Raw genomic sequence first — 24,068 nt, forward strand, 5'->3', positions numbered from 1 at the left:
TCCTTCGGTGCCTGACCTCTGAACGGTCAGGCTGTTGCTGTCTTCTTGCGCCGGTTGGTGATGATCTGCCCGGCCATGACCATCAGTACCGCGAGGACGAACATCGCCGTACCGATGACATTGATCTGAACGGGGGTGCCACGCTGCGCCGAGCCCCACACGAACATGGGGAAGGTGACGGTGGAGCCCGCGTTGAAGTTGGTGATGATGAAGTCGTCGAACGAGAGCGCGAAGGCGAGCAGCGCGCCGGCGGCGATGCCGGGCGCGGCGATCGGCAGGGTCACGCGCAGGAAGGTCTGCGTCGGTCCCGCGTAGAGGTCGCGCGCGGCCTCCTCCAGGCGCGGGTCCATGGACATGACCCGGGCCTTGACCGCCGTCACGACGAACGACAGACAGAACATGATGTGGGCGATCAGGACCGTCCAGAAGCCCAGTTCGACGCCCATGTTGAGGAAGAGCGTGAGCAGGGAGGCGGCCATGACGACCTCGGGCATCGCCATCGGCAGGAAGATCAGCGAGTTGATCGCGCCGCGCGCCCGGAAGCGGTAGCGGACCAGCGCGAAGGCGATCATCGTGCCGAGGACGACCGCTCCGACCGTCGCCCAGGCGGCGAGCTGGAGCGAGAGCGAGAGCGACTCGCACATGTCGGCGACGCCGCAGGGGTCCTTCCAGGCGTCGAGCGAGAACTCCTGCCAGGAGTAGTTGAAGCGCCCCTTCGGCTTGTTGAAGGAGAACGCCATCACGACGAGGTTGGGCAGGATCATGTACGCGAGCGTCAGCAGGCCCGCGATGACGACGAGGTTCTTCCGTATCCAGCGCATCGTCCGCATTAGACCAAGTCCTCCGTTCCGGCACGGCGGATGTACACGGTGACCATGCCGAGCACGATCGCCATGAGGATGAAGGAGAGCGCGGCCGCCGTCGGGTAGTCGAGCACCCGGAGGAACTGCGACTGGATGACGTTTCCGACCATCTTGGTGTCGGTGGAGCCGAGCAGTTCGGCGTTGACGTAGTCGCCGCTCGCCGGGATGAAGGTGAGCAGGGTGCCGGAGACGACGCCGGGCATCGACAGCGGGAAGGTCACCTTGCGGAAGGTGGTCGCCGGGGAGGCGTACAGGTCCTGCGCGGCCTCGTGCAGCCGGCCGTCGATCCGCTCCAGGGAGGTGTAGAGGGGCAGGATCATGAAGGGCAGGAAGTTGTACGTGAGTCCGGTGACCACCGCCATCGGGGTGGCGAGGACGCGGCTGCCCTCGGTCCAGCCGAGCCAGTCGGTCACGTCCAGGAAGTGCAGGGCGTTGAGTGCGCCGACCACGACGCTGTCGTCGGCCAGGATCGTCTTCCACGCGAGCGTGCGGATGAGGAAGCTGGTGAAGAACGGCGCGATGACGAGGACGAGGAGCAGGTTCCGCCAGCGGCCGGCCTTGAAGGCGATCAGGTACGCCAGCGGGTAGCCGAGCAGCAGGCAGAGCAGGGTCGCGGTCCCGGCGTACAGCAGGGAGCGGACGAACTGCGGCCAGTACTCCTGGAAGGCGTCCCAGTAGGTCTGGAAGTGCCAGGTGACCTCGAAGCCCTTCTCCAGGGAGCCGGTCTGGACCGAGGTCGAGGCCTGGTAGACCATCGGCAGCGCGAAGAAGACGAGCAGCCAGATGATGCCGGGGATCAGCAGCCAGTACGGGACGAGCCGCTTGCGGGTGGAGGGCTTGCGCAGAACCGGTTCCTCTATCGGAGGAGCCTCTTCCGTCAGGGTCGCGGTCACGAGGCGTCCTCCACCGTCTCCACGCCCGCGTCGATGTCCTGCGCCGCGTCGAGGCCGAAGGTGTGCGCCGGGTTCCAGTGCAGGACGACCTCGGCGCCGGGCACGAGCCGGGTGTCCCGCTCGATGTTCTGCTCGTAGACCTGGAGCTCCGCGCCCGCCGGCGAGTTCACCACGTACTGGGTGGAGACGCCGATGAAGGAGGAGTCGACGATCCGGCCGGTCACCCGGTTGCGGCCGTCGGCGATCGTGCCCGCGTCGTCGGCGTGCGCGAGCGAGATCTTCTCGGGGCGGACGCCCACGAGCACCTTGCCGCCCTGGCGGACGGCGGAGGTACAGCGGTCGCCGGGGATGCGGAGCTTGCCGCCGCCGGCCGTGACGAGCACGTCGGCGCCGGTCTCCAGGACCTCGGCCTCGATCAGGTTCGAGGTGCCGAGGAAGTTGGCGACGAAGGTGGTCTGCGGGTTCTCGTAGAGGTCGGCGGGGGCGCCGAGCTGCTCGACCCGGCCGCCGTTCATCACCGCGACCTGGTCGGCCATCGTCATGGCCTCCTCCTGGTCGTGGGTGACGTGCACGAAGGTGATGCCGACCTCGGTCTGGATCCGCTTGAGCTCCAGCTGCATCTGGCGGCGCAGCTTGAGGTCGAGGGCGCCGAGCGGCTCGTCGAGGAGGAGCACCTGCGGGTGGTTGATGAGCGCGCGGGCCACGGCGACGCGCTGCTGCTGGCCGCCGGAGAGCTGGTGCGGCTTGTGGTGGGCCTTGTCGCCGAGCTGGACGAGCTCCAGCATGTCGTCGACCTGCTTCTTCACGGACTTGATGCCGCGGCGGCGCAGGCCGAAGGCGATGTTCTCGGAGATGTCCATGTGCGGGAAGAGCGCGTAGGACTGGAAGACGGTGTTGACCGGCCGCTTGTAGGGCGGGAGGTCGGTGACGTCCTTGTCGCCGAGGAAGACGGTGCCGGTGCTCGGGTCCTCCAGGCCGGCGATCATGCGCAGCGTGGTGGTCTTGCCGCAGCCGGAGGCGCCGAGCAGGGCGAAGAAGGAGCCCTGCGGGACGGTCAGGTCGAGCGGGTGGACGGCGGTGAACGAGCCGTACGACTTGCTGATCCCGGAGAGACGGACGTCGCCGCCGGTGTTCTTGTCAGTCATGGGTTGCGGTCCCAGGGAGTGAGAGAGGTGGACGAGGCCGGACTCAGGCGCCGATGAGCTTGGCGAACTTCTCCTCGTACGCCGTCTCCTCCGCGCTGCTGAGCGAGCGGAAGGCGTGCGACTTCTTGGCCATGGCCTTGTCCGGGAGGATCAGCGTGTTGCTCGCGAGCTCGGGGTCGATCTTGGTGAGCTCGTCCTTCACCCCGTCGACGGGGCAGACGTAGTTGATGTACGCGGCGAGCTGGGCGGCGGCGGGAAGCTCGTAGTAGTAGTCGATGAGCTTCTCGGCGTTCGTCTTGTGCTTGGCCTGCGCGGGGACGAGCAGGTTGTCGCTGGAGGTGATGTAACCGGCGGACGGGATGGCGTACTTGATGTCCGGGTTGTCCGCCTGGAGCTGGATGATGTCGCCGGCCCAGGCGAGGCAGGCCGCGATGTCGCCCTTGTCCAGGTCGGAGGTGTAGTCGTTGCCGGTGAAGCGGCGGATCTGCTTCTTGTCGACGCCCTTCTGGAGGCGGCCGATCGCCGCGTCGTAGTCGGCGTCCGTGAACTTCCCGGGGTCCTTGCCCATGTCGAGCAGGGTCATGCCGATCGAGTCGCGCATCTCGGTGAGGAAGCCGACCCGGCCCTTGAGCGACGGGTCGTCGAGGAGCTGGGTGACCGAGTCGACCTTCTTGCCGCCGGTCGCCTTGACGTTGTAGGCGATGACGGTCGAGATGCCGGTCCAGGGGTACGAGTAGGAGCGGCCCGGGTCCCAGTCGGGTCGGCGGAACTGGGCGGACAGGTTCGCGTACGCGTTGGGCAGGTTGGCCGGGTCGAGCTTCTGGGCCCAGCCGAGCCGGATGATGCGGGCGGCGAGCCAGTCGGTGACGCATATCAGGTCGCGGCCGGTGTCCTGGCCGGCCGCGAGCTGCGGCTTGATCTTGCCGAAGAACTCGACGTTGTCGTTGATGTCCTCGGTGTACTTGACCTTGATCCCGGTGCGCTTCGTGAACGCCTCCAGGGTCGGGCGGGACTTCTCGTCCTCGCTGACGTCCATGTACTCGGTCCAGTTGGAGAAGGCGACGGACTTCTCCTTGGCCGACACGTCGATGGACGCGGGCCCCTGGCCCTCCCGCTTGGCCGGCGGAATGCCGCAGGCGCTCAGGCCGGCGAGACCGCCGACCGTGAGCGCTCCGACGCCGCCCGCGCGCAGCATCGAACGGCGGGTGAGGGCGCCCCGGCCGCTCGTCATGCTGCGCCGTATCGCCGCCAACTGCGCCGCGGACAGGCTGTCGGGCTCGTACTGCTCCATGCGCTGTGCCCTTTCGGGATGGGTGGGCCGCTGGTCGGGCGGCGAGCTGCTATCGGTCCCCGAAGATCGTGCGGTGCCAGTCCTTGGCCGCCACCGCCGTGTTGTCGAACATCACATGCTTGACCTGCGTGTACTCCTCGAAGGAGTACGCCGACATGTCCTTTCCGTATCCTGACGCCTTGGTGCCGCCGTGGGGCATCTCGCTGATGATCGGGATGTGGTCGTTTACCCACACGCATCCCGCCTTGATCTCCCGCGTGGCACGGTTGGCCCGGTAGACGTCACGGCTCCAGGCGGAGGCCGCGAGGCCGTAGGGGGTGTCGTTGGCGAGCCGGATGCCCTCGTCGTCGCCGTCGAAGGGCAGGGCCACCAGGACCGGACCGAAGATCTCCGACTGCACGACCTCGCTGTCCTGCGCGGCGCCGGTGATCAGGGTGGGACGGTAGTATGCGCCGTTCTTGAGCTCTCCACCAGGGGCTTCGCCGCCGGTGACGACGGTGGCGTAGCCGCGGGCGCGCTCGACGAAGCCGGCGACGCTGTCGCGGTGGCGGTGGCTGACGAGCGGACCGAGGTCGGTGCCGGGCGCGAAGGGGTCGCCGACGCGGACGGACTCCATGAGCTCGGCGACCCGGGCGACGAAGGCGTCGAAGAGCGGACGCTGGACGTACGCGCGCGTGGCGGCGGTGCAGTCCTGGCCGCTGTTGATGAGGGAGGCGGCGACGGCGCCCTGCGCGGCGGCCTCCAGGTCGGCGTCGTCGAAGACGAGGAACGGGGCCTTGCCGCCGAGTTCGAGGTGGAGCCGCTTCACGGTCGCGGTGGCGACCTCGGCGACCCGCTTGCCGACCGGGGTGGAGCCGGTGAACGAGGTCATGACGACGTCGGGGTGGCCGACGAGGTGCTCGCCGACGACCCGGCCGGAGCCGCTGACGACGTTGACGACACCGTCGGGGATGCCGGCCTCCTTCGCCGCCATCGCGAACATCAGCGAGGTCAGCGGGGTGATCTCGGCCGGCTTCAGGACGATCGTGTTGCCGGCGGCGATCGCCGGGAGGATCTTCCAGGCGGCCATCTGGAGCGGGTAGTTCCAGGGGGCGATGGAGCCGATGACGCCGATCGGCTCGCGGCGGATGTACGAGGTGTGGTCGCCGCTGTACTCCGCGGCCGACTGGCCCTGGAGGTGGCGGGCGGCCCCGGCGAAGAAGGCCGCGTTGTCGATCGTGCCGGGCACGTCGAACTCGGTGGTCAGCTTGAGCGGCTTGCCGCACTGGAGCGACTCGACGCGGGCGATGTCCTCCGCCCAGTCGGCGAGGACGCCGGCGAGGCGGTGCAGCGCGTCGGAGCGCTCGCCCGGGGTGGCGCCCGCCCAGCCGGGGAAGGCGGCCTTGGCGGCGGCGACGGCCTCGTCCACGTCGGCGGTGGAGGCCAGCGCGTACGTGTAGACGCTCTCGCCGGTGGCCGGGTCGATCACGCTGTGTTCCCGATCCGAGGTTCCGGCGCGGAGCCTTCCGCCGATGTACTGCGCGCCGTCCGCGAAGCGGTCCGTCACCTGGAAGCGGTTGGTCATGGCGCTCTCCGTTGTCCCAGCTCGAATTGAGTGCCGATCCTGACAGAGGGAAGACCGCCCAACAAGTGATTCCGTTGTTGCCTTTTGGTTACGCGACGGAATCGGTCGACCATGTGTCGAGGTGGCCGGAAAATCTCCGTACGGAATGTCTGTGGTGGCTGCCAGACTCGCATGTATGACCAAGATCGAAGAGCTGACGCAGCAGGTCACGCGTGGTGACCGAGTGAAGTGGCTGCACTTCTGGGGGCACCGTCCGCACCCCGACGGCCGCCTCTCGGCGAGCTGTCTCAGCCAGTGGTGGCCGGCACCCTTCGTGGTCGACGGCGTGGCCTACGCGACCGCCGAGCACTGGATGATGGCCGCCAAGGCCCGCCTCTTCCGGGACGCGGACGCCGAGCGGGCCGCGCTGACCGCCCGTACCCCCGCGGAGGCCAAGAAGGCCGGGCGCCTCGTGCGGGACTTCGACGAGGCGGTCTGGGAGCGGGAGCGCTTCGGGATCGTCGTCGAGGGCAGCGTCCACAAGTTCTCCTCGGACGGGGCCCTGCGGGCGTACCTGGTCGGGACCGGCGAGCGCGTCCTCGTGGAGGCGAGCCCGCTGGACCGCGTCTGGGGCATCGGCCTCGCCGCCGACGCCCCCGAGGCGTACGACCCCTCCCGCTGGCGCGGGCTCAACCTGCTGGGCTTCGCGCTCATGGAGGCGCGGGAGCGGCTGCGCGCCGGGTGACGCGCGAGAGGGCCCCGCACCGGTGGGTGCGGGGCCCTCTCTCCAGGAGCTCGTCAGCGGGGAGCGCTGAGCGAGGTCTCCGTCGACGACCAGGGGTCGGTGCCGCTGTCGCTCCACTCGTCCGCGTGCGTGACGAGGAAGACGATGAGCGCGATGCCCGCGAGGCCCAGGGCGATGCCGATGGAGCCGAGCACGATGCCGGTGACGGCCTGCCCCTTGTTGTTCGCCTCGCCCCGCAGGTGCCGCTTGCGGCCCGCGATGCCCAGCGGCAGCGCGATCCCGCCCAGGATCAGGCCGAGGATGCCGTACGAGCAGAAGGCGAGGACGACCGCGCAGATGCCGAGCACCATCGCGGCGGTGCCCATCCCGTTGTTCGCCGGCTGCTGCCAGCCGGGCTGGCCGTATCCCGGGGCCGGGTAGCCGTACCCCGTGGCGGCCGGAGGCGTCGGGGCCGGCGGATAGCCGTACGCGCCGGCCGTGTTCGCCGCCGGGTAGCCGTACCCGGGCGTGACCGCCGGGCCGCCGGGGGCGACCGGAGGCGGCGGGACGTCCCCGGCAGGAGCGCCGGGTCCGCCCGGCGCGGCCGGGAAGGACGTCATGGTCGGCTGGTCGTGCACCGGCGAGGGCGACGGCGTCGCCGGCTTGCTGAGTTCCACCCCGTCGCGGTTCGGCGGAGCCCATGGGTCGGTCGGGTCGTACCCGCCCTGCGACTGGTCTCGGTTGTCAGACATGGGCCTCCCCCATCGTGGTCACGTCATGCTACGGCCTCGCCCCTGGGAGGGATGCGCCCGGCCTACGATGACCCGATGACCGATCTGCACCCCTTCATCGCGGGACTTCCCAAGGCCGAGCTGCACGTCCACCACGTCGGCTCCGCCTCGCCCCGGATCGTCTCCGAACTCTCGGCCCGGCACCCGGACTCCAAGGTCCCCACGGACCCGGAGGCGATCGCCAACTACTTCACGTTCACGGACTTCGCCCACTTCATCGACGTCTACCTGTCCGTCGTCGACCTGGTCCGCACCCCGGAGGACGTCCGGCTGCTGACCTTCGAGATCGCCCGGGACATGGCCCGGCAGAACATCCGCTACGCCGAACTGACCATCACCCCGTACTCCTCTACCCGTCGCGGCATCGACGAGCGCGCCTTCATGGCGGCGATCGAGGACGCCCGCAAGGCCGCCGAGGCCGAGTTCGGCACGATCCTGCGCTGGTGCTTCGACATCCCCGGCGAGGCCGGCCTCGCCTCCGCCGAGGAGACCGCGCGGCTCGCCACCACCGACGGGCTGCGCCCTGAGGGCCTGGTCTCCTTCGGTCTCGGCGGCCCGGAGATCGGCGTGCCGCGCCCGCAGTTCAAGCCGTACTTCGACCTGGCCCGCGCGGCCGGCCTGCACTCCGTCCCGCACGCCGGCGAGACGACCGGCCCCCAGACCGTCTGGGACGCGATCCGCGAGCTCGGCGCCGAGCGCATCGGCCACGGCACCAGCTCCGCCCAGGACCCCGAGCTCCTCGCGTACCTCGCCGAGCACCGGATCGCCCTGGAGGTGTGCCCGACGTCGAACATCGCGACCCGGGCCGTCGCCACCCTGGAGGAGCACCCGATCCGGCAGTTCGTCGACGCCGGGGTCCTCGTCACGATCAACAGCGACGACCCGCCGATGTTCGGCACGGACCTCAACAACGAGTACGCCGTCGCCGCCCGTCTCCTCGGCCTCGACGAGCGCGGTGTCGCCGCCCTCGCCAAGAACGCGGTGGAGGCCTCCTTCCTCGACGCGGAGGGCAAGGCCCGGATCGCCGCCGAGATCGACACGTACACGAACGACTGGCTGGCGCGCTGACGCCGACGAGAATGGGGCCATGCGCCCTGTCACTGTCGTAGCCCACCGCGGCGACCCGTACCGCGTCCGTGAGAACACGCTCCCCTCGATCGCCTCGGCGATCGAGCGGGGGGCGGACGCCGTCGAGATCGACGTCCGGCTGACGAAGGACGGCGTGCCCGTCCTCCTCCACGACGACACCCTGAAGCGGCTGTGGCGCCACGACCGGCCGCTCGCGGAGCTCCCGTACGAGCAGCTGCGCGAGCTGACCGGCGACGGCGTGCCGACGCTCCGCGAGGCGCTGCTGACCGCCGGGGACCACCGGCTGATGCTGGACCTGCCGGGCGGGAACGAGGACTCGGTCCGCCGGATCGTCGGCACGGTCCGCGAGTGCGGGGCCGGGGAGCGCGTCTACTACTGCGCGGGCGCCGTCGCCATGCTCCAGGTGCGGGCCGCCGACCCGGCCGCGGAGATCGCCCTGACCTGGACCTCGCTCGCCCCGCCCCGGCGGGTGCTGCTCGACGCCGTGCGGCCGCACTGGCTCAACTACCGTTTCGGTCTGGTGAGTCGGGAGCTGGCCGAGCGGGTGCACCGGGACGGGCTGCTCGTCTCGGCCTGGACGGCGGACACCGCGCGGACGATGCGTAAGCTGATCAAGAACGGAGCCGACTCGATCACGACGAACCGGCCCGACACCCTCGCCGCCCTGCTGCGAAAGGCTCGCGCGTGAACGACCGGATCAGGACCGACATCGCCCACAACGCCCGGGTGTGGAACTACTGGCTGGGCGGCAAGGACAACTATCCGGTGGACCGCGCGGTCGGCGACCAGGTCACCGGCTTCTACCCGAGCATCGGCGAAGTGGCGCGCGCGGACCGGGCGTTCCTCGGCCGGGCGGTGACGCATCTGGCCGCCGAGGCGGGCATGCGCCAGTTCCTCGACATCGGTACGGGCCTGCCGACCGCCGACAACACCCACGAGGTGGCGCAGCGGATCGCCCCCGACGCCCGGATCGTCTACGTCGACAACGACCCGATCGTCCTCACGCACGCGCGTGCGCTCCTGACGAGCGCGCCGGAGGGCGTCACCGAGTACGTCGACGCGGACGCCCACGACCCGGAGCGGATCGTCGCGGCGGCCGCCGGAACCCTTGACCTCTCCCGCCCGGTGGCGGTGCTGATGCTCGGCATCCTCAACTTCGTCCAGGACACCGACGAGGCCCGGTCGATCGTGCGGACCCTGATGGCCGCCGTCCCCTCCGGCAGCCACCTGGTGCTGACCCACCCGACGCTCGAACCGGAGCTCGGCGGCGAGGGCAACAAGGCCGCGATGGCCTTCTGGAACGAGAACGCGACCCCGCCGATCACCGCCCGCAGCCGGGAGGAGTTCGCGTCCTTCCTCGACGGCCTCGACCTCCTGGAGCCGGGCATCGTGTCCTGCTCGCGCTGGCGGCCCTCCGACGGGGAGTCGCAGGTGGTGGCGCAGTTCGGCGCGGTGGGCCGCAAGCCGTAATGGGCATACGGGGGGATGTGCGCAGCGGGTGGGAGCGGGCGCGGACCTGGGGTGCGGCGAACCCGTGGGCGGTGGACACCGGGATCGCGCTGCTCGTGCAGGCGGCGATGACGATGCCGTTCGTGGTGCCGCGCGGGCCCGAGCTCGAACCGGCGACCTGGCCGGCGTACGGTCTGACGACGCTGACCGTGGTGCCGCTGGTGTGGCGGCGGCGCGCGCCGCTCGCCGTGCTCCTCGCGGTCCTGGCGGCGAGCGCGCTGTACAAGCTGGCCGTGGAGGGTCCCGGGCAGCCGCTGCCGTACACGGGGCTCGTCTGCGTCTACACGATCGCCGCGCTCTCGCCGGCGTGGCAGCGGTTCGCGACGGCGGGGCTCATGGTGGTCGCGGTGCCGGCCTCGGTGTGGCTCAACACCCAGTCGGCGCGCGAACTCACCTTCTCCCTCTTCGTGTTCGGCGCGGCCTATGTCTTCGGGCGGCTCACGGACGCCCGGCAGCGGGCGCAGCGGGTGGAGGCCGAGCGGGTGGCCGCGCGCGAACGGGCCAGGATCGCGCGGGAGATGCACGACATCCTGTCGCACGCGGTGAGCCTGATGGTCGTGCAGGCGGAGGCGGGCCCGGTCGCGGTGCGGGCCGCCCCGGAGCGCGCGGAGGCGGCGTTCGAGGCGATCTCGGAGACGGGCCGGGAGGCGATGGTGCAGCTGCGGCAGATGCTGGGGCTGCTGCGCGAGGGCGGCGAGTCGGCGGCTCCGCGCGAGCCGCAGCCGGACCTCGCGGACCTGCCGGGCCTTCTGGAGCGGGTGCGGACGGGCGGCCTGTCCGTCGGGTACGCGACGGAGGGCGGGGTGCGGGCGCTGCCCGCGGCGACCGGGGCGAGCGTGTACCGGATCGTGCAGGAGGCGCTGACGAACGTGGTGAAGCACGCCCGGGCCCGTACGGTCGACGTGCGGCTCGCGCACGCGGACGGCGTCCTGCGGGTCACGGTGACCGACGACGGGCGCGGTCCGCAGGGCGGTCCGGGCGGGCACGGTCTGGTGGGCATCAGGGAGCGGGCCGCCGCGCACGGCGGGACGGCGGAGACGGGCCCGGGGCCGGGCGGCCGGGGGTTCGAGGTGCGGGTGCTGCTGCCCGTACGGGAAGGGGAGGGATGACGATCCGGGTGGTGGTGGCGGACGACCAGGAACTGGTCCGCAGCGGCTTCGCGATGATCCTGGACGCGCAGCCGGACATCGAGGTGGTCGCGGAGGCCGGGGACGGCACGGAGGCCGTCGAGGCGGTGCGCCGGCTCGCCCCGGACGTGGCGCTGCTCGACATCCGGATGCCCCGGACGGACGGCATCGAGGCCTGCCGGGCGATCAGCGCGGAGTCCGGCTGCCGGACGGTGATGCTGACGACCTTCGACACAGACGCGTACGTGTACGAGGCGCTGCACGCGGGCGCGAGCGGTTTCCTCCTGAAGGACGTGCGGCGGGACGACCTCGTGCACGCGGTACGGGTGGTGGCGGCGGGCGATTCGCTGCTCGCGCCGTCCGTGGCCCGGCGGCTCGTGGAGCAGTACACGGCGGGCGGGCCGCGCAGGACCGATCCCCGGCTCGACGTCCTCACCGGGCGGGAGCGCGAGACCCTGCTGCTGCTCGCGCGGGGCCTGTCGAACGCGGAGATCGCGGCGGAGCTGGTGGTCAGCGACCACACGGTGAAGACCCACGTGGGGAACGTGCTCGCCAAGCTGGGGCTGCGGGACCGCATCCAGGCGGTGATCTGCGCGTACGAGACGGGGTTGGTCGCGGCGGGCTCTCCCCCGCCCGGGGGATGAGCCGGCCGGTTTCCTCCCCCGCGCCGGTGAGGAACCGGTCCGCCGAAGACCGCCGGTGCGGGCGATCCGCGGATCGCCGCCGGTCAGCAGGATGGAGCCATCGAGAACAACGGCTCACACCACCGGAGTTGACCATGAGGAAGCCCACCCGCACCCTGCTCGCCGCCGCCCTGGTCCTGGGCGTCGCCGCCGGCCCCGCCCTCACGCCGGCCTTTGCCGCGGAGCGGCCGGCGGTGTCCGCCGCGCAGGCCGCTCAGGCCGCCCCCGCCGATCTGTCGGCGGTCATCGCGGGCCTCCCCCGCGCCGACGCCACGGCCGCCCTCGTCCGGGTCGGCGGCACCGAGGGTTCCTGGCAGGGCAGCGCGGGCGTCCACGACCTGGAGACGAACGCCCCCGCGGACCCGGCCGCCCGCTTCCGGGCCGGTTCAGTGACGAAGGTGTTCACGGCGGCGACCGTCCTCCAGCTGGCCGCCGAGGGCCGGATCGACCTGGACCGGACGGCCCGCTCGTACCTCCCCGACCTGATCCCCGGCCGGTACGCCACGGTGACCGTGCGGCAGCTCCTGAACCACACCCACGGCATCCCGGCCGCCGACATGCCGGGAGAGACGGTCGAGGAGTGGTACGCGAACCGGTTCGACGTCCACACCCCGGAGGAGCTGGTCCGCTCGGCGACGGCGCAGCCGCGCGAGTTCGAGCCCGGCACGAAGCAGCACTACCTGAACATCGGGTACACGATCGCCGGCCTGATCGTGGAGCGGGTCACGGGCGACTCGTACGAGCACCAGGTGGAGCGGCGGATCCTGAGGCCGCTCGGCCTGCGGAACACGTACTTCCCGCGCGGGGCGGCCGCGATCACCGGCCCGTACAACCACGGCTACCAGACGATGAGGCTCGACGACGGCACGACGGGCCTGCGGGACGTCTCGGAGTGGGGGACGTCGGAGGCCTGGGCCGCCGGGGACCTCGTCTCGACCACCGCCGACCTGGAGCACTTCACGAAGGCCCTATTCAAGGGCCGCGTGGTGCGCGGTCCGCTCCTGGAGGAGATGTTCACGCTCCCGAAGGTCCCCGACTTCCCGTCGGGCGACCCGGCCGCGTTCTCCGTCGGCCTGTCGATGAAGAAGCTCGGCGGCCGCGAGGTCTGGGGCAAGACCGGCGGCCGCTGGGGCTACAACACGGCCATCGCCTCGACCCGCGACGGCTCCCGCACGCTCGTCTACAGCGTCAACGCCACCGACGCCAAGGGCCAGGACATGAACAAGACGGCCCTGCGCCTGATGGTGGCGGCCTACGGCCTGCCGGAGTGAGCCGCCTCGAGGCGCTTGATCAGCTTGCGTACGTGGAGCAGCGGCAGGATCCCGATGACGCCGAAGGACATGTCGATGACCGACCACCAGAAGGGGATGTCCCGGATCGGTCCGCAGATCAGGGCCAGTGGGACAATGCCGACGCAGGCGATCATGCCGAACTCGACGACCCAGATGTTGCGGACCGGATCGCGGTACGGGCCGTAGAAGGCGACCGCGATGACGAGGTGGGCGAAGGCCAGCCAGTCGGTGCCGTAGAGCAGGTACGGGGCCTGCTCGTCGGCGGTGGCGACGCCCTCCCGTACCCGGTGGATCCATTCGGCGAGCCCGGGGAGGAGGTCCGCCACGGGCGCGGCCCCACCGGTCAACGCGGAGTCGAGGAGCCGGAGTTCGGTCACGAGCGGGAACGCGGTGGCCCCGCTCAGGACCAGGCAGACGACGAAGACGACCAGCCAGACGCGGATGCGCGTGAGAAGGGCTCTCGGCCCGTTCGTGTCGCTCATGGGACCAACGTACACCCCTCTTGAACGTGTTCAGAAAGGAGGGGTGGTTGTTTTTGAGCGCGTTCAGAAGCGCGCGGCGAGCCGGCGTCCGAGGCCGTGCGCCACCACCGTCGCCCCCGCCGCCACCGCGAGCCCCGCCGCCACTCCCCCGGCGCTGACCGGCCGCAGCACCCCGGCCCGCCGCAGCCGGCCGCGGGCCCACAGGGAGAAGGGGATGACGACGAGCGGCGAGGTCGCCGCGCCGGGCGTCACGTCCCGCGCCACGGCGGCCTGCGCGAGGTGGACGAGCCCGTGCAGACCGAAGCCGGTCACCGCCCCCTGGTAGAAGCCGGACCGGCCGCCGGAGCGCGCGCCCGCGACGGCCGCCGAGGCGACGACCACCGCCATCACCCCGACGGCGGCGGCGAATTCGCGCTCGTCGACGGACTCCATCGCCTTCCACACCCGCTCCGGGACTCCGGGGAAGCGCTCGCGAAGGCCCGGCAGGTTCTCCCGGAGCCAGCGCGGCCCGCGTGCGAGCTCTTCGGCGTCGTGCACGGCCCAGGCGAGGAACAGGCCGTAGGTGACAAGGGGGTCGAGGCGTGTGTCCGTCATGATCGTTTCAACTCACAGGCCCACGAGGGAGTTCCACCGCTTGGCGAACTCCTGGCGCTCCTCGGTGGTGATGTCCCGGGCGATGGAGAGCCGGCCGCGCATGTCGGCGTCCGGGAAGATCAGCGGGTCCTCGGCGAGCGCCACGAGCTCCTCGTCGCCGGAGTCGGCGAGGACCTTCTGGGCGGCCGGGACCGGGCAGACGTAGTTGACCCAGGCGGCGAGTTCGGCGGCGACCTCGGGCTCGTAGTAGTAGTCGACGAGCTTCTCGGCGTTGGTCTTGTGCTGGGCGAGATTGGGGATCATGAGGGACTCGGCCCACAGTTCGGCGCCCTCCTCGGGGACGACGAACTCGATGTCGGGGTTGTCGGCCTGGAGCTGGATGACGTCGCCGGAGTACGCCTGGCAGGCCAGGACGTCGCCGGTGGACAGGTCCTTGATGTAGTCGTTCCCGGTGAAGCGCCGGATGTGCTTCTTCCGGACGAGCCCCTCGATCTGCTCGCACAGGGCGTGGAAGTCGTCGCCGGTCCACTTGGTCACGTCGACGCCCCGGCCCAGCATGAGCAGGACGAAGGACTCGTCGAGCCCGGACAGCAGGGTGACCTTGCCGCGCAGGTCGTCGGCCCAGAGCTCCTTGGTGGAGCGCAGTTCCCGGCCGAGCTTCTTGCGGTTGTACGCGATGCCGGTGATCCCGGACTGCCAGGGCACGCTGTGCAGCCGGCCGGGGTCGAAGGCGGGCGACGTCAGCTGCGGGTCGAGGTGCTTCGCGACGTTCGGCTGGGCGGCGCGGTCCATCTCCTGGACCCAGCCGAGGCGGACGAAGCGGGCGGCCATCCAGTCGCTGACGACGATCAGATCGCGCCCGGTCTCCTGGTGGTTCATCAGGGACGGGCTGATCTTGCCGAAGAACTCGTCGTTGTCGTTGATCTCCTCGGTGTACCGGACGGAGATCCCGGTGCGCTTCCGGAAGGCGTCGAGGGTCGGCCGCTTCGACGTGTCGTCGTCATCGGTGTCGATGTACAGCGGCCAGTTGGCGAAGTCGAGCGTGCGGTCGCGGGCCGAGAGGTCGCGGCCGGCCCGGTCGCCCTCCTCGACGTAGGCGGCGGGGACCCCGCACCCGGCGAGCAGGGTCGCGGCCCCGACACCGCCGAAACCGCGCAGCAGGGACCGGCGGGACACGTGTTTCCTGGCAGTCGCTCTCACACGGGCAGCATCGCCGCCCGCCGCGAGCTGCGGCAATGGACGGTCCGTCGAGCGACGGCGCGCGGCCCCGACACCCTGTCGATCAAGGTGTCGGGGCCGCGCGGTGCGTCCGGGAGCGATCAGCCCAGCGAGGTCATGACGTGCTTGATGCGCGTGTAGTCCTCGAAGCCGTAGGCGGAGAGGTCCTTGCCGTAGCCGGACTTCTTGTAGCCGCCGTGGGGCATCTCGGCGACGAGCGGGATGTGGGTGTTGATCCACACGCAGCCGAAGTCGAGGGACTTGGACATGCGCATCGCGCGCGCGTGGTCCTTGGTCCAGACGGAGGAGGCGAGGGCGTACTCGACGCCGTTCGCGAACTCCAGGGCCTGGGCCTCGTCCGTGAAGGACTGGACGGTGATGACCGGGCCGAAGACCTCGTTCTGGACGATCTCGTCGTCCTGCTTGAGGCCGGAGACGACGGTCGGGGCGTAGAAGTAGCCCTTGTCGCCGACGCGGTGACCGCCGGCCTCGACCTTGGCGTGGGCCGGGAGGCGCTCGATGAAGCCGGCGACCTGCTTCAGCTGGTTGGCGTTGTTCAGCGGGCCGTAGAGCACGTCCTCGTCGTCCGGCTGGCCGGTCTTGGTCTCGGACGCGGCCTTGGCGAGCGCGGCGACGAACTCGTCGTGGATGGACTCGTGCACGAGCACGCGGGTGGCGGCGGTGCAGTCCTGGCCGGCGTTGAAGTAGCCGGCGACCGCGATGTCCTCGACGGCCTTCTCGATGTCGGTGTCCTCGAAGACGACGACCGGGGCCTTGCCGCCCAGCTCCAGGTGGACGCGCTTGACGTCCTTGGCCGCGGACTCGGCGACCTGCATGCCGGCGCGGACCGAGCCGGTGATGGAGGCCATCGCCGGGGTCGGGTGCTCGACCATGGCCTTGCCCGTCTCGCGGTCGCCGCAGACGACGTTGAAGACGCCCTTGGGCACGATCTGCCCGATGATCTCGGCCATCAGGAGCGTCGACGCGGGGGTCGTGTCCGAGGGCTTGAGGACGACGGTGTTGCCCGCGGCGAGGGCCGGGGCGAACTTCCACACGGCCATCATCATCGGGTAGTTCCACGGCGCGACCTGCGCGCAGACGCCGACCGGCTCGCGGCGGATGATGGAGGTCATGCCCTCCATGTACTCGCCGGCCGAGCGGCCTTCGAGCAGCCGGGCGGCACCGGCGAAGAAGCGGATCTGGTCCACCATCGGCGGGATCTCTTCGCTGGCGACGAGGGCCGTCGGCTTGCCGGTGTTCTCGACCTCGGCCGCGATGAGCTCCTCGGCGCGCTCCTCGAAGGCGTCGGCGATCTTGAGGAGCACCTTCTGGCGCTCGGACGGCGTGCTGTCACGCCAGGCGGGGAAGGCGGCCGCGGCGGCCTCCATGGCGGCGTCCACGTCGGCCTGCCCGGAGAGCGGGGAGGTGGCGTACACCTCACCGACGGCCGGGTTGATCACCTCGATGGTGCGGCCGTCGGCCGCGTCGCGGAACTCCCCGTTGATGTAGTTACGCAGCCGGCGCAGCTCGGTGGTCACTTGCCACCCCTCCTGTCACGTTCTGTCTTCGCACGTCCTTGTGCGGTGTCCCGATGGGCGAGACACCTCAGCCTAGTCGCTCCACTGACGCTTTCAACAGCCCCGACCCCCCGCACCTTCGGATTCAGTGAGATCCAGAGCGCTTCACAACGAATTTCATCAGTCTGGGCTTGCACGACTGACAATCTCGGTGCACAGTGAAGTCGTGGCAAGTCAAAGCAACCACTCAAGAACCGGAACCGGTTCGTCCCCGACGATCGACGCCGTCTCCCTGGCGATCATCGAACAGCTCCAGGAGGACGGCCGCCGTCCCTACGCGGCGATAGGAAAGGCCGTGGGCCTCTCCGAAGCCGCCGTGAGGCAGCGCGTCCAGAAGCTGCTCGACCAGGGCGTCATGCAGATCGTCGCCGTCACCGACCCGCTCACCGTGGGTTTCCGACGGCAGGCGATGGTCGGCATCAACGTCGAGGGTGACCTGGATCCGGTCGCGGAGGCGCTGACGGCCATGGCCGAGTGCGAGTACGTGGTGATGACCGCGGGCTCCTTCGACCTCATGGTGGAGGTCGTCTGCGAGGACGACGACCACCTGCTGGACGTGATCAACAAGCGGATCCGCACCCTCCCCGGCGTGCGCTCCACCGAGAGCTTCGTCTACCTCAAGCTCAAGAAGCAGACCTACATGTGGGGAACTCGATAATCGTGACCCAGGACCTGTCCAAGACCGCGTACGACCACCTGTGGATGCACTTCACCCGCATGTCGTCCTACGAGAACAACCCCGTCCCCACCATCGTCCGCGGTGAGGGCACCTACATCTTCGACGACAAGGGCAAGCGCTACCTCGACGGTCTCGCGGGTCTCTTCGTGGTCAACGCCGGTCACGGCCGCCAGGAGCTGGCCGAGGTCGCGTACAAGCAGGCCCAGGAGCTCGCGTTCTTCCCCGTGTGGTCGTACGCGCACCCCAAGGCCGTCGAGCTCGCCGAGCGTCTCGCCGGCTACGCGCCGGGCGACCTCAACAAGGTCTTCTTCACCACCGGTGGCGGCGAGGCCGTCGAGACCGCCTGGAAGCTCGCCAAGCAGTACTTCAAGCTGCAGGGCAAGCACACCAAGTACAAGGTCATCTCGCGTGCGGTCGCCTACCACGGCACCCCGCAGGGCGCCCTGTCCATCACCGGTCTGCCGGCCCTGAAGGCCCCCTTCGAGCCGCTGGTCCCCGGCGCGCACAAGGTGCCGAACACCAACATCTACCGCGCCCCGATCCACGGCGACGACCCCGAGGCCTTCGGCCGCTGGGCCGCCGACCAGATCGAGCAGCAGATCCTCTTCGAGGGCCCCGAGACCGTCGCCGCCGTCTTCCTGGAGCCCGTGCAGAACGCCGGTGGCTGCTTCCCGCCGCCGCCCGGCTACTTCCAGCGCGTCCGCGAGATCTGCGACCAGTACGACGTGCTGCTCGTCTCCGACGAGACGATCTGCGCCTTCGGCCGCCTCGGCACGATGTTCGCCTGTGACAAGTTCGGCTACGTGCCGGACATGATCACCTGCGCCAAGGGCATGACCTCGGGCTACTCCCCGATCGGTGCCTGCATCGTCTCGGACCGCATCGCCGAGCCGTTCTACAAGGGCGACAACACCTTCCTGCACGGCTACACCTTCGGCGGCCACCCGGTCTCCTCGGCCGTGGCCCTGGCGAACCTCGACATCTTCGACAAGGAGGGCCTGAACCAGCACGTGCTGGACCAGGAGGGCAACTTCTTCTCGACGCTGCAGAAGCTGCACGACCTGCCGATCGTCGGCGACGTCCGCGGCAACGGCTTCTTCTACGGCATCGAGCTCGTCAAGGACAAGGTCACCAAGGAGTCCTTCAACGACGAGGAGGTGGAGCGCGTCCTGTACGGCTTCCTCTCCAAGGCGCTGTACGACAACGGCCTGTACTGCCGCGCCGACGACCGTGGCGACCCGGTCATCCAGCTGGCGCCGCCGCTGATCGCGGACCAGTCCACGTTCGACGAGATCGAGCAGATCCTCCGCGCCACCCTCACCGAGGCGTGGACCAAGCTCTGATCTCCGACGAGCATCACGCCGCCCTCACGGCGTGACCCCCACGGCCCGGGCATGCCGCCATCCGAGTGGATGGCGGCGGCCCGGGCCGTGTGCTGTCCGTACAACCGGATCTGAATCCTTACGGTGCCGAGTGACCGACAGGCCCGTCCCTTCGTTCCCCCGGGCGGGGGAAGGCGAGAATCGGATCCGACATCGAGGTGTACGCGATGGCCCCACCGGACAACGACGTGCTCTGGGCGCGTTCCCTGCACTGCACCCTGGGCGGTTCGGAGGCGCTCAGCGGCGTCTCCCTCGGCGTCCGCGAAGGAGAGATCCTCGCCGTCGTCGGCCCCCGCGGCAGCGGCAAGACCACCCTGCTGCGCTGCCTCTCCGGCCAGCTCACCGCCCAGCAGGGCGAGGTCTGGTTCAACAGCGGCCCCGTCCACACCCTGGCCCCCGCCCAGCGCGAGCGGCTCCGGCGCGAGCGCTTCGGCTGGATCGACCCCGAGCCGGGCCTCGTCCCCGAGCTCACCGGCTGGGAGAACACCGCCCTGCCGCTGCTGCTCCGCGGCACCTCCCACCGGGCCGCGAAGACCGCCGCCCAGGAGTGGCTGGAGCGGCTCGACATCGGCGGGTGCGCCCGCAAGCGGCCGCACGCCCTCACCCAGTCCCAGCGCCAGCGGATCGCGATCGCCCGCGCCCTGGTCACCACGCCGTCGGTCCTCTTCGCCGACGAACCGACGGCCACCCTGCACCGGGCCGACGGCGCGCAGGTCCTGCGCACCCTCGCGGCCGCGGCACGCTCGCACGGCATCACCGTGCTCCTCGCCACCCACGACGGCGAGGTCGCGGCGCTCGCCGACCGCACCGTCGCCCTCCTCGACGGACGCAGGGTCGCCGCCGTACCCCCGGCGTCAGGGGCGGAGGGCGTCGCCGCGTGCTCGCTCTCCGTCTAGCCCGCGGGACCCACCCCCTCGTCCTGACGCGCCGGCTCCTCGTCGCCGCCGCGGCCGCGGGGGTGGGCTTCCTCCTGCTCTGCACCCTCGGATACGCCGTCGGGCACCCGGCGCAGTCCTCGGCCTCCGTGCTGCGGCTGCTCTGGTGCGTCCTGCCGCTCGCCGCGACCGTCCAGTTCGCCGTCGCGGTGGCCCGCACCGACCCCAGCACCCGGCCGCGCCCCGGACTCTCCGCCATCGGCCTCGGCCCCGCCCGGCTCACGGCGATCGCCGCCGCCTCGACGGCCGTCGCCTGCACGCTCGGCTCCGTGGTCGCGCTCCTGTTCTACCTGCACCTGCGCGGCGACATCACGGGCCTGCCCTTCGACGGCGCCGCCGCCGAACTCCTCGCCGCCGACCAGCCGGTCCCGCTCGCCGCCGCCCTCACCCTGCTCGCCGTCCTGCCGGTCGTCGCCGCCACCGCGGCCGGCCTCGCGCTGCGGCCCCGCACCGCGCCCGCCGCACCCGAGGGCGCCGAGAGGGCGATGCCGTCCGGGCTGCCCTGGGGCGTCGCCCTGGTCGCGGTCGGCCTCGCCGTCGAGACGTACGCGGCCCAGGGCGCCTCCCGGGGCGGCCTCCCGCTGCCGGGCGGCTTCGACGGCAACCCGGCGGGCGTCCTCGCCGGCTGGGTCCTCACCGCCGTGGGCCTCGCCCTCGCGGGCCCGGGCCTCACCCACGGCTGCGGCCGGCTCCTCCAGGCGGTCCGGCCCGGCGCCGTCCGGCTGCTCGCCGGCCGCGTCCTGATGGACGAGTCCCGCCGTATCGGCCGCCCGCTCGGGGTGGTCAGCGCGGTGCTCTCCGGCGCCCTCGCGGCGGCGGAGCTGTACGGGGCGGACGGAGGCTCCGAGGCCTTCGGCCCGCTCACCGTCCTCGGCGCGGCCCTCGTCCTGGCCTGCACCACCGCGACCCTGCTGACCGCCGCCCTCGAATCCAAGCAGGGCCGCACCCACACCACCGAGGCCCTGCTGCGCCTCGGCGCCCCGCCGACCGTCCTGCGCACGGCGGCCCTGCTGCGCGCCGGCGCACTCCTCGCCGTCTTCCTCCCGCTGACCTGGGCGATCGCGGAACTGGCGGCCACACCACTGCGCGGCTGAGCGGCCCGGAGGGGGGTGTCCCGGGCGGCTGAGCGGCCCGGATGGGGTGCCCCTAGCGGCTGAGCACCCGGGACGGGGGTGCCCCAGGCGGCTGAGCACCCCGGACGGGGTGCCCCGGGGCAGCTGAGCACCCCGGACGGGGCCGCCCCAGGCGGCTGAGCACCCAGGGCAGGGGTGTCCCGGGCCGGTGAGGACCCCGTCCAGGAGCGTCCCGCCCGGCGCGAGCGGCGGGACGTCCCCGGGCGCCCGCCGAGGGGCCGCCCACGACGGCGGCCCCTATCGTGGGCCCATGGCGACGCTCCCCCCGGCACACCGCCCGCCCGGACCGCGCGGGCACGCACGCGAGATCCACACCCTCGCCGAGTTCGACGCGGCCGTCGCCCGCCCCGGCTCGCTCGCCGGACAGCGCGTCCAGTCGATCGACCTCACCGGCCGGACCTTCGCCCTGCTCACCGCGGTCACCACCGAAGCCGTCTTCCTCGGCTGTCCCATGGAGCCGGAGGCCGCCGCCAAGGTCCGCGCCGACGGCGCACTCGTCTTCCCGCCCGTCCCCGAGCTGCCCTTCGACCCCTACCGGGCGCGGCTCTACACGCCCGGGGAACTCTTCGAGGGGATCACCGAGGGCGGCTACGAGCAGACGCCGGACTTCCGCTCGTACGCGTGGTTCGGCCGGACCAGGGCCGACGGCGACATCCTCTCCTCGATCCTCCGCTCCCTCCACGACGACGCCGTCTCCGACGCCCTCGACGAACTCCTCGACGGGGCCCGGGTCGTCGGCGTCATGGGCGGACACGCGATGGGCCGGGGCACGGAGGCGTACGCGGGCGCGGCCCGGCTCGGCAGGACGCTGGCCCGCGCCGGTCTCACGGTGGCGACCGGCGGCGGTCCCGGCGCGATGGAGGCCGCGAACCTGGGCGCGTACCTCGCCCCGTACGAGGACGAGGACCTCGCCGCCTCGCTCGACCTGCTCTCCAAGGCCCCGTCGTTCACGCCCTCGGTGACGGACTGGGCCCGCGCCGCCTTCGCGGTACGGGCCCTGTGGCCGCGCGGCGGTGACTCGGTCGGCATCCCCACCTGGTTCTACGGCCACGAGCCGCCGAACCCCTTCGCCGCGCACATCGCCAAGTACTTCGCCAACGCCACCCGGGAGGACGGCCTCCTCGCCCGCTCGACGGCGGGCGTCGTCTTCCTGCCGGGCGCGGCGGGCACGGTCCAGGAGATCTTCGACAACGCGACCCCGAACTACTACGCCTCCCGGGGCACCCCGACCCCCATGGTCCTGGTGAACCGCGCCCACTGGACCACCCGCCTCCCGGCCTGGCCCCTCCTGGAGTCCCTCGCCGCCGACCGCCCGATGGCGGCCCGGATCGCCCTGGTGGACTCGATCGACGAGGCCCCGGCGGCACTGGAGCGACTCGGGAGGTAGCCGGCCTCCGCCGCGCGGCGGAGACGGACGCGCCCGGGGGCCGATGCCCCCGGTAGTCCTCCGGCGGCAGTCTCGGACCATGACCCCGAAGACACTCCTGGCCACGTGGCCGTCCTGGGCGGGCCGCGCCGCGTTCGTCTGGTCGCTGCTGTACGCCACGGGCGCGGCCCTCGCCGCGCTCACGGGCCCCGCCTTCGGCTACGCCCTCCTCGGCAAGGGCACGGGCACCGGACCGGAGACGGGCGCGGCGGTGCTGTACGGGGCGGCCGCCGTCCTCGCGTACGCCCTGCTGCGCCGTCCCGGCGTCCGGTGGCTCCCGGCGGCGGCGTGGGCGGTCGTCGCGCTCTGCCTGACCTCGGGCTTCCCGGCCCTCCTCAGCCCCGTCCACCTGCTGTTCTTCCTGTCCCGCAACCAGGACCCGGTCGACTGGGCGGCTCTCGTCAACCAGTTCCTCGCCGTCCTGGGTGCGGTGGTGTGGAGCCGCGCGGCCCTCGCCCATCGGCGCCGGACGCTGGGCACGTGCCCGTACTGCGGCGGGCGCGGCCACCGCACCGGAGCCACGGCCGCCCGGCCCGCCACCCGCGCCGGTCTCGTCGCCGTCGCCGCCCTCGTCCCGTACGCCGCCCTGAAGACGCTCTGGGCCCTGGGCGTCACCCCCGGCTACACGGGCACCGGCCGCCCCGGCGTCGACCCGAGGTACACCAGCGACCTGGGCATCCGGCTGTACGACCACGGGATCGACGTCACCGCCGTCCTGGCGCTCCTCGGCATGGCCCTCGCGCTCGCGCTGACCCGCCCGTGGGGCCGGCGGCTGCCCCGGCTTCCGCTGCTCGCGCTCGGGTGGACCGGGGCGGGCGCGCTCGCCCCGTTCGGGGCGTTCCTGGCCGCCCTCGGCCTGCTGGCCTGGACGGGAGCGATCACCGTCGGCATGGCGGACCACGCCCCCTGGGTGGTCGCCGTCGCGTACGGCGGCTTCTGCGGCTACGGCCTCGCCCTCGCCCGGGCCACCCGCGCCTACCAGCGGGCGACCCGGAGGGCGTGCGGCCGGTGCGGGACGGCCGTCACTTCCGCCAGTACAGGTGGTGCGTGACCTTGCCGCCCGGGCTGGGCACGACATCGCGGTGGTACCGGTCGAGCAGTTCGTCGGGCGAGTCCCAGAGCTTCACCCCCGCCCCGAGCTTCACCGGCGAGACCGCGACGTGCAGGGTGTCGACGAGATCGGCGTCGAGGAACTCCCGGATGGTGGTGGCTCCGCCGCCGAGCCGGACGTCCTTCCCCCGCGCCGCCTCCCGCGCCATCCCGAGGGCCGTGACCGGGTCGGCGTCGACGAAGTGGAACGTGGTGTCGGAGAGCGTGAACGACGGGCGCGGGTGGTGGGTCAGGACGAACACCGGCGTGTGGAACGGCGGCTCGTCACCCCACCAGCCCTTCCACTCCTCGTTCTCCCAGGGCCCGCGCTGGGGCCCGAACTTGTTGCGGCCCATGATCTCGGCGCCGATGTTCCGGTGGAAGTCCCGCGTCAGGTAGTCGTCGAGGCCCCGGCTGCCGCCGGGGTCGGTGCGGTTCGGCCAGCTCGCCGTGGCGCCGGCCCACGAGAACATCGCGGTGGGATCCGCGTGCCCGAACGGCCGCTCCAGACTCTGGCCCTCCCCCGTACCGAATCCGTCGGACGAGACCATGAAGTTCTGCACCTTGAGCAACTGGCTCATGGCTGTTCCTCCTGCGTGGTCG

23 protein-coding genes and 1 pseudogene are annotated in these 24,068 nt (G+C 71.5%); 13 read left to right on the forward strand and 11 right to left on the reverse strand.

Annotated features, from left to right (window positions below):
* Positions 1–26 precede the first annotated feature (26 nt).
* From GGE06_RS17915 to GGE06_RS17935, 5 genes are read right to left on the reverse strand one after another with little or no spacing between them, the layout of a single operon-like run.
* Positions 27–830, reverse strand: a complete 804-nt coding sequence (locus GGE06_RS17915; protein ID WP_181924490.1) for an ABC transporter permease — start codon at positions 828–830, stop codon at positions 27–29.
* Positions 830–1,756, reverse strand: coding sequence for an ABC transporter permease (locus GGE06_RS17920; protein WP_116158586.1), 927 nt, complete (start codon positions 1,754–1,756; stop codon positions 830–832). The genes GGE06_RS17915 and GGE06_RS17920 overlap by 1 nt, the downstream gene beginning before the upstream one ends.
* Entirely contained in the window at positions 1,753–2,901 is a 1,149-nt protein-coding gene (locus GGE06_RS17925) for an ABC transporter ATP-binding protein (protein ID WP_116158587.1), read from the reverse strand. The genes GGE06_RS17920 and GGE06_RS17925 overlap by 4 nt, the downstream gene beginning before the upstream one ends.
* A gap of 43 nt (positions 2,902–2,944) precedes the next feature.
* The gene (locus tag GGE06_RS17930) at positions 2,945–4,192 is read right to left on the reverse strand and encodes an ABC transporter substrate-binding protein (RefSeq protein ID WP_116158588.1); all 1,248 of its coding nucleotides are present in this window, start codon (positions 4,190–4,192) and stop codon (positions 2,945–2,947) included.
* A gap of 49 nt (positions 4,193–4,241) precedes the next feature.
* Positions 4,242–5,756 carry a gamma-aminobutyraldehyde dehydrogenase gene (locus GGE06_RS17935; RefSeq protein ID WP_116158589.1) on the reverse strand — a complete coding sequence of 505 codons (1,515 nt, stop codon included), beginning with the start codon at positions 5,754–5,756 and terminating at the stop codon, positions 4,242–4,244.
* A 175-nt stretch (positions 5,757–5,931) separates the two neighbouring features.
* Here GGE06_RS17935 and ybiA point away from each other — a divergent pair, with 175 nt between their 5' ends.
* Positions 5,932–6,480, forward strand: coding sequence for a riboflavin biosynthesis intermediates N-glycosidase (ybiA, locus tag GGE06_RS17940; protein ID WP_116158590.1), 549 nt, complete (start codon positions 5,932–5,934; stop codon positions 6,478–6,480).
* A gap of 53 nt (positions 6,481–6,533) precedes the next feature.
* Here ybiA and GGE06_RS17945 read toward each other — a convergent pair whose 3' ends face one another.
* The gene (locus GGE06_RS17945; RefSeq protein ID WP_116158591.1) at positions 6,534–7,211 is read right to left on the reverse strand and encodes a DUF4190 domain-containing protein; all 678 of its coding nucleotides are present in this window, start codon (positions 7,209–7,211) and stop codon (positions 6,534–6,536) included.
* Between the two features lie 51 nt (positions 7,212–7,262).
* Between GGE06_RS17945 and GGE06_RS17950 the strand changes: the two genes are divergently transcribed.
* The 6 genes and pseudogenes from GGE06_RS17950 (at position 7,263) to GGE06_RS17975 (ending at position 12,929) form a co-directional block, all read left to right on the forward strand.
* On the forward strand, positions 7,263–8,318 hold the full coding sequence (locus GGE06_RS17950) for an adenosine deaminase (protein WP_376773560.1): 1,056 nt from the start codon (positions 7,263–7,265) through the stop codon (positions 8,316–8,318).
* 19 nt (positions 8,319–8,337) lie between these two features.
* Positions 8,338–9,027, forward strand: coding sequence for a glycerophosphodiester phosphodiesterase (locus GGE06_RS17955; RefSeq protein ID WP_116158592.1), 690 nt, complete (start codon positions 8,338–8,340; stop codon positions 9,025–9,027).
* Entirely contained in the window at positions 9,024–9,809 is a 786-nt protein-coding gene (locus GGE06_RS17960; protein ID WP_116158593.1) for an SAM-dependent methyltransferase, read from the forward strand. Before GGE06_RS17955 ends, GGE06_RS17960 begins: the two co-directional genes overlap by 4 nt.
* Positions 9,809–10,957, forward strand: a complete 1,149-nt coding sequence (locus GGE06_RS17965) for a sensor histidine kinase (protein ID WP_116158594.1) — start codon at positions 9,809–9,811, stop codon at positions 10,955–10,957. The genes GGE06_RS17960 and GGE06_RS17965 overlap by 1 nt, the downstream gene beginning before the upstream one ends.
* Positions 10,954–11,651: pseudogene (locus GGE06_RS17970) on the forward strand (response regulator); the annotation flags it as partial. The gene GGE06_RS17965 and the pseudogene GGE06_RS17970, both read left to right, overlap by 4 nt.
* 102 nt (positions 11,652–11,753) lie before the next feature.
* Positions 11,754–12,929, forward strand: coding sequence for a serine hydrolase domain-containing protein (locus GGE06_RS17975; protein ID WP_116158596.1), 1,176 nt, complete (start codon positions 11,754–11,756; stop codon positions 12,927–12,929).
* Here the strand turns inward: GGE06_RS17975 and GGE06_RS17980 are convergent.
* The 4 genes from GGE06_RS17980 to GGE06_RS17995 form a co-directional block, all read right to left on the reverse strand.
* A complete protein-coding gene (locus GGE06_RS17980; RefSeq protein WP_116158597.1) occupies positions 12,911–13,432 on the reverse strand; it encodes a hypothetical protein in 522 nt (173 codons plus the stop codon). The genes GGE06_RS17975 and GGE06_RS17980 overlap by 19 nt on opposite strands.
* Positions 13,433–13,495: 63 nt before the next feature.
* Positions 13,496–14,026 (reverse strand): HXXEE domain-containing protein, encoded by a 531-nt coding sequence (locus tag GGE06_RS17985; RefSeq protein WP_116158598.1) that lies wholly within the window; start codon positions 14,024–14,026, stop codon positions 13,496–13,498.
* Between the two features lie 12 nt (positions 14,027–14,038).
* Positions 14,039–15,202, reverse strand: coding sequence for an ABC transporter substrate-binding protein (locus tag GGE06_RS17990; protein WP_184931268.1), 1,164 nt, complete (start codon positions 15,200–15,202; stop codon positions 14,039–14,041).
* Positions 15,203–15,345: 143 nt separating this feature from the next.
* Positions 15,346–16,782, reverse strand: coding sequence for a gamma-aminobutyraldehyde dehydrogenase (locus tag GGE06_RS17995; RefSeq protein WP_116158600.1), 1,437 nt, complete (start codon positions 16,780–16,782; stop codon positions 15,346–15,348).
* 205 nt (positions 16,783–16,987) lie between these two features.
* Between GGE06_RS17995 and GGE06_RS18000 the strand changes: the two genes are divergently transcribed.
* From GGE06_RS18000 to GGE06_RS18025, 6 genes are all read left to right on the forward strand, one after another.
* Positions 16,988–17,479 (forward strand): Lrp/AsnC family transcriptional regulator, encoded by a 492-nt coding sequence (locus GGE06_RS18000; protein WP_181924492.1) that lies wholly within the window; start codon positions 16,988–16,990, stop codon positions 17,477–17,479.
* Positions 17,464–18,843, forward strand: a complete 1,380-nt coding sequence (locus tag GGE06_RS18005) for an aspartate aminotransferase family protein (RefSeq protein WP_116158602.1) — start codon at positions 17,464–17,466, stop codon at positions 18,841–18,843. Before GGE06_RS18000 ends, GGE06_RS18005 begins: the two co-directional genes overlap by 16 nt.
* A gap of 206 nt (positions 18,844–19,049) precedes the next feature.
* A complete protein-coding gene (locus GGE06_RS18010; protein ID WP_116158603.1) occupies positions 19,050–19,778 on the forward strand; it encodes an ABC transporter ATP-binding protein in 729 nt (242 codons plus the stop codon).
* On the forward strand, positions 19,760–20,911 hold the full coding sequence (locus tag GGE06_RS18015) for a hypothetical protein (RefSeq protein ID WP_116158604.1): 1,152 nt from the start codon (positions 19,760–19,762) through the stop codon (positions 20,909–20,911). The genes GGE06_RS18010 and GGE06_RS18015 overlap by 19 nt, the downstream gene beginning before the upstream one ends.
* A gap of 289 nt (positions 20,912–21,200) precedes the next feature.
* Positions 21,201–22,337, forward strand: a complete 1,137-nt coding sequence (locus GGE06_RS18020; protein WP_116158605.1) for an LOG family protein — start codon at positions 21,201–21,203, stop codon at positions 22,335–22,337.
* Positions 22,338–22,416: 79 nt separating this feature from the next.
* Positions 22,417–23,427, forward strand: a complete 1,011-nt coding sequence (locus GGE06_RS18025; RefSeq protein WP_184931269.1) for a hypothetical protein — start codon at positions 22,417–22,419, stop codon at positions 23,425–23,427.
* Here the strand turns inward: GGE06_RS18025 and GGE06_RS18030 are convergent.
* The gene (locus GGE06_RS18030) at positions 23,399–24,046 is read right to left on the reverse strand and encodes a dihydrofolate reductase family protein (protein WP_116158607.1); all 648 of its coding nucleotides are present in this window, start codon (positions 24,044–24,046) and stop codon (positions 23,399–23,401) included. The genes GGE06_RS18025 and GGE06_RS18030 overlap by 29 nt on opposite strands.
* Positions 24,047–24,068 lie beyond the last annotated feature (22 nt).

The sequence above is a fragment of the Streptomyces nymphaeiformis genome (assembly GCF_014203895.1).
GTDB lineage: Bacteria > Actinomycetota > Actinomycetes > Streptomycetales > Streptomycetaceae > Streptomyces > Streptomyces nymphaeiformis.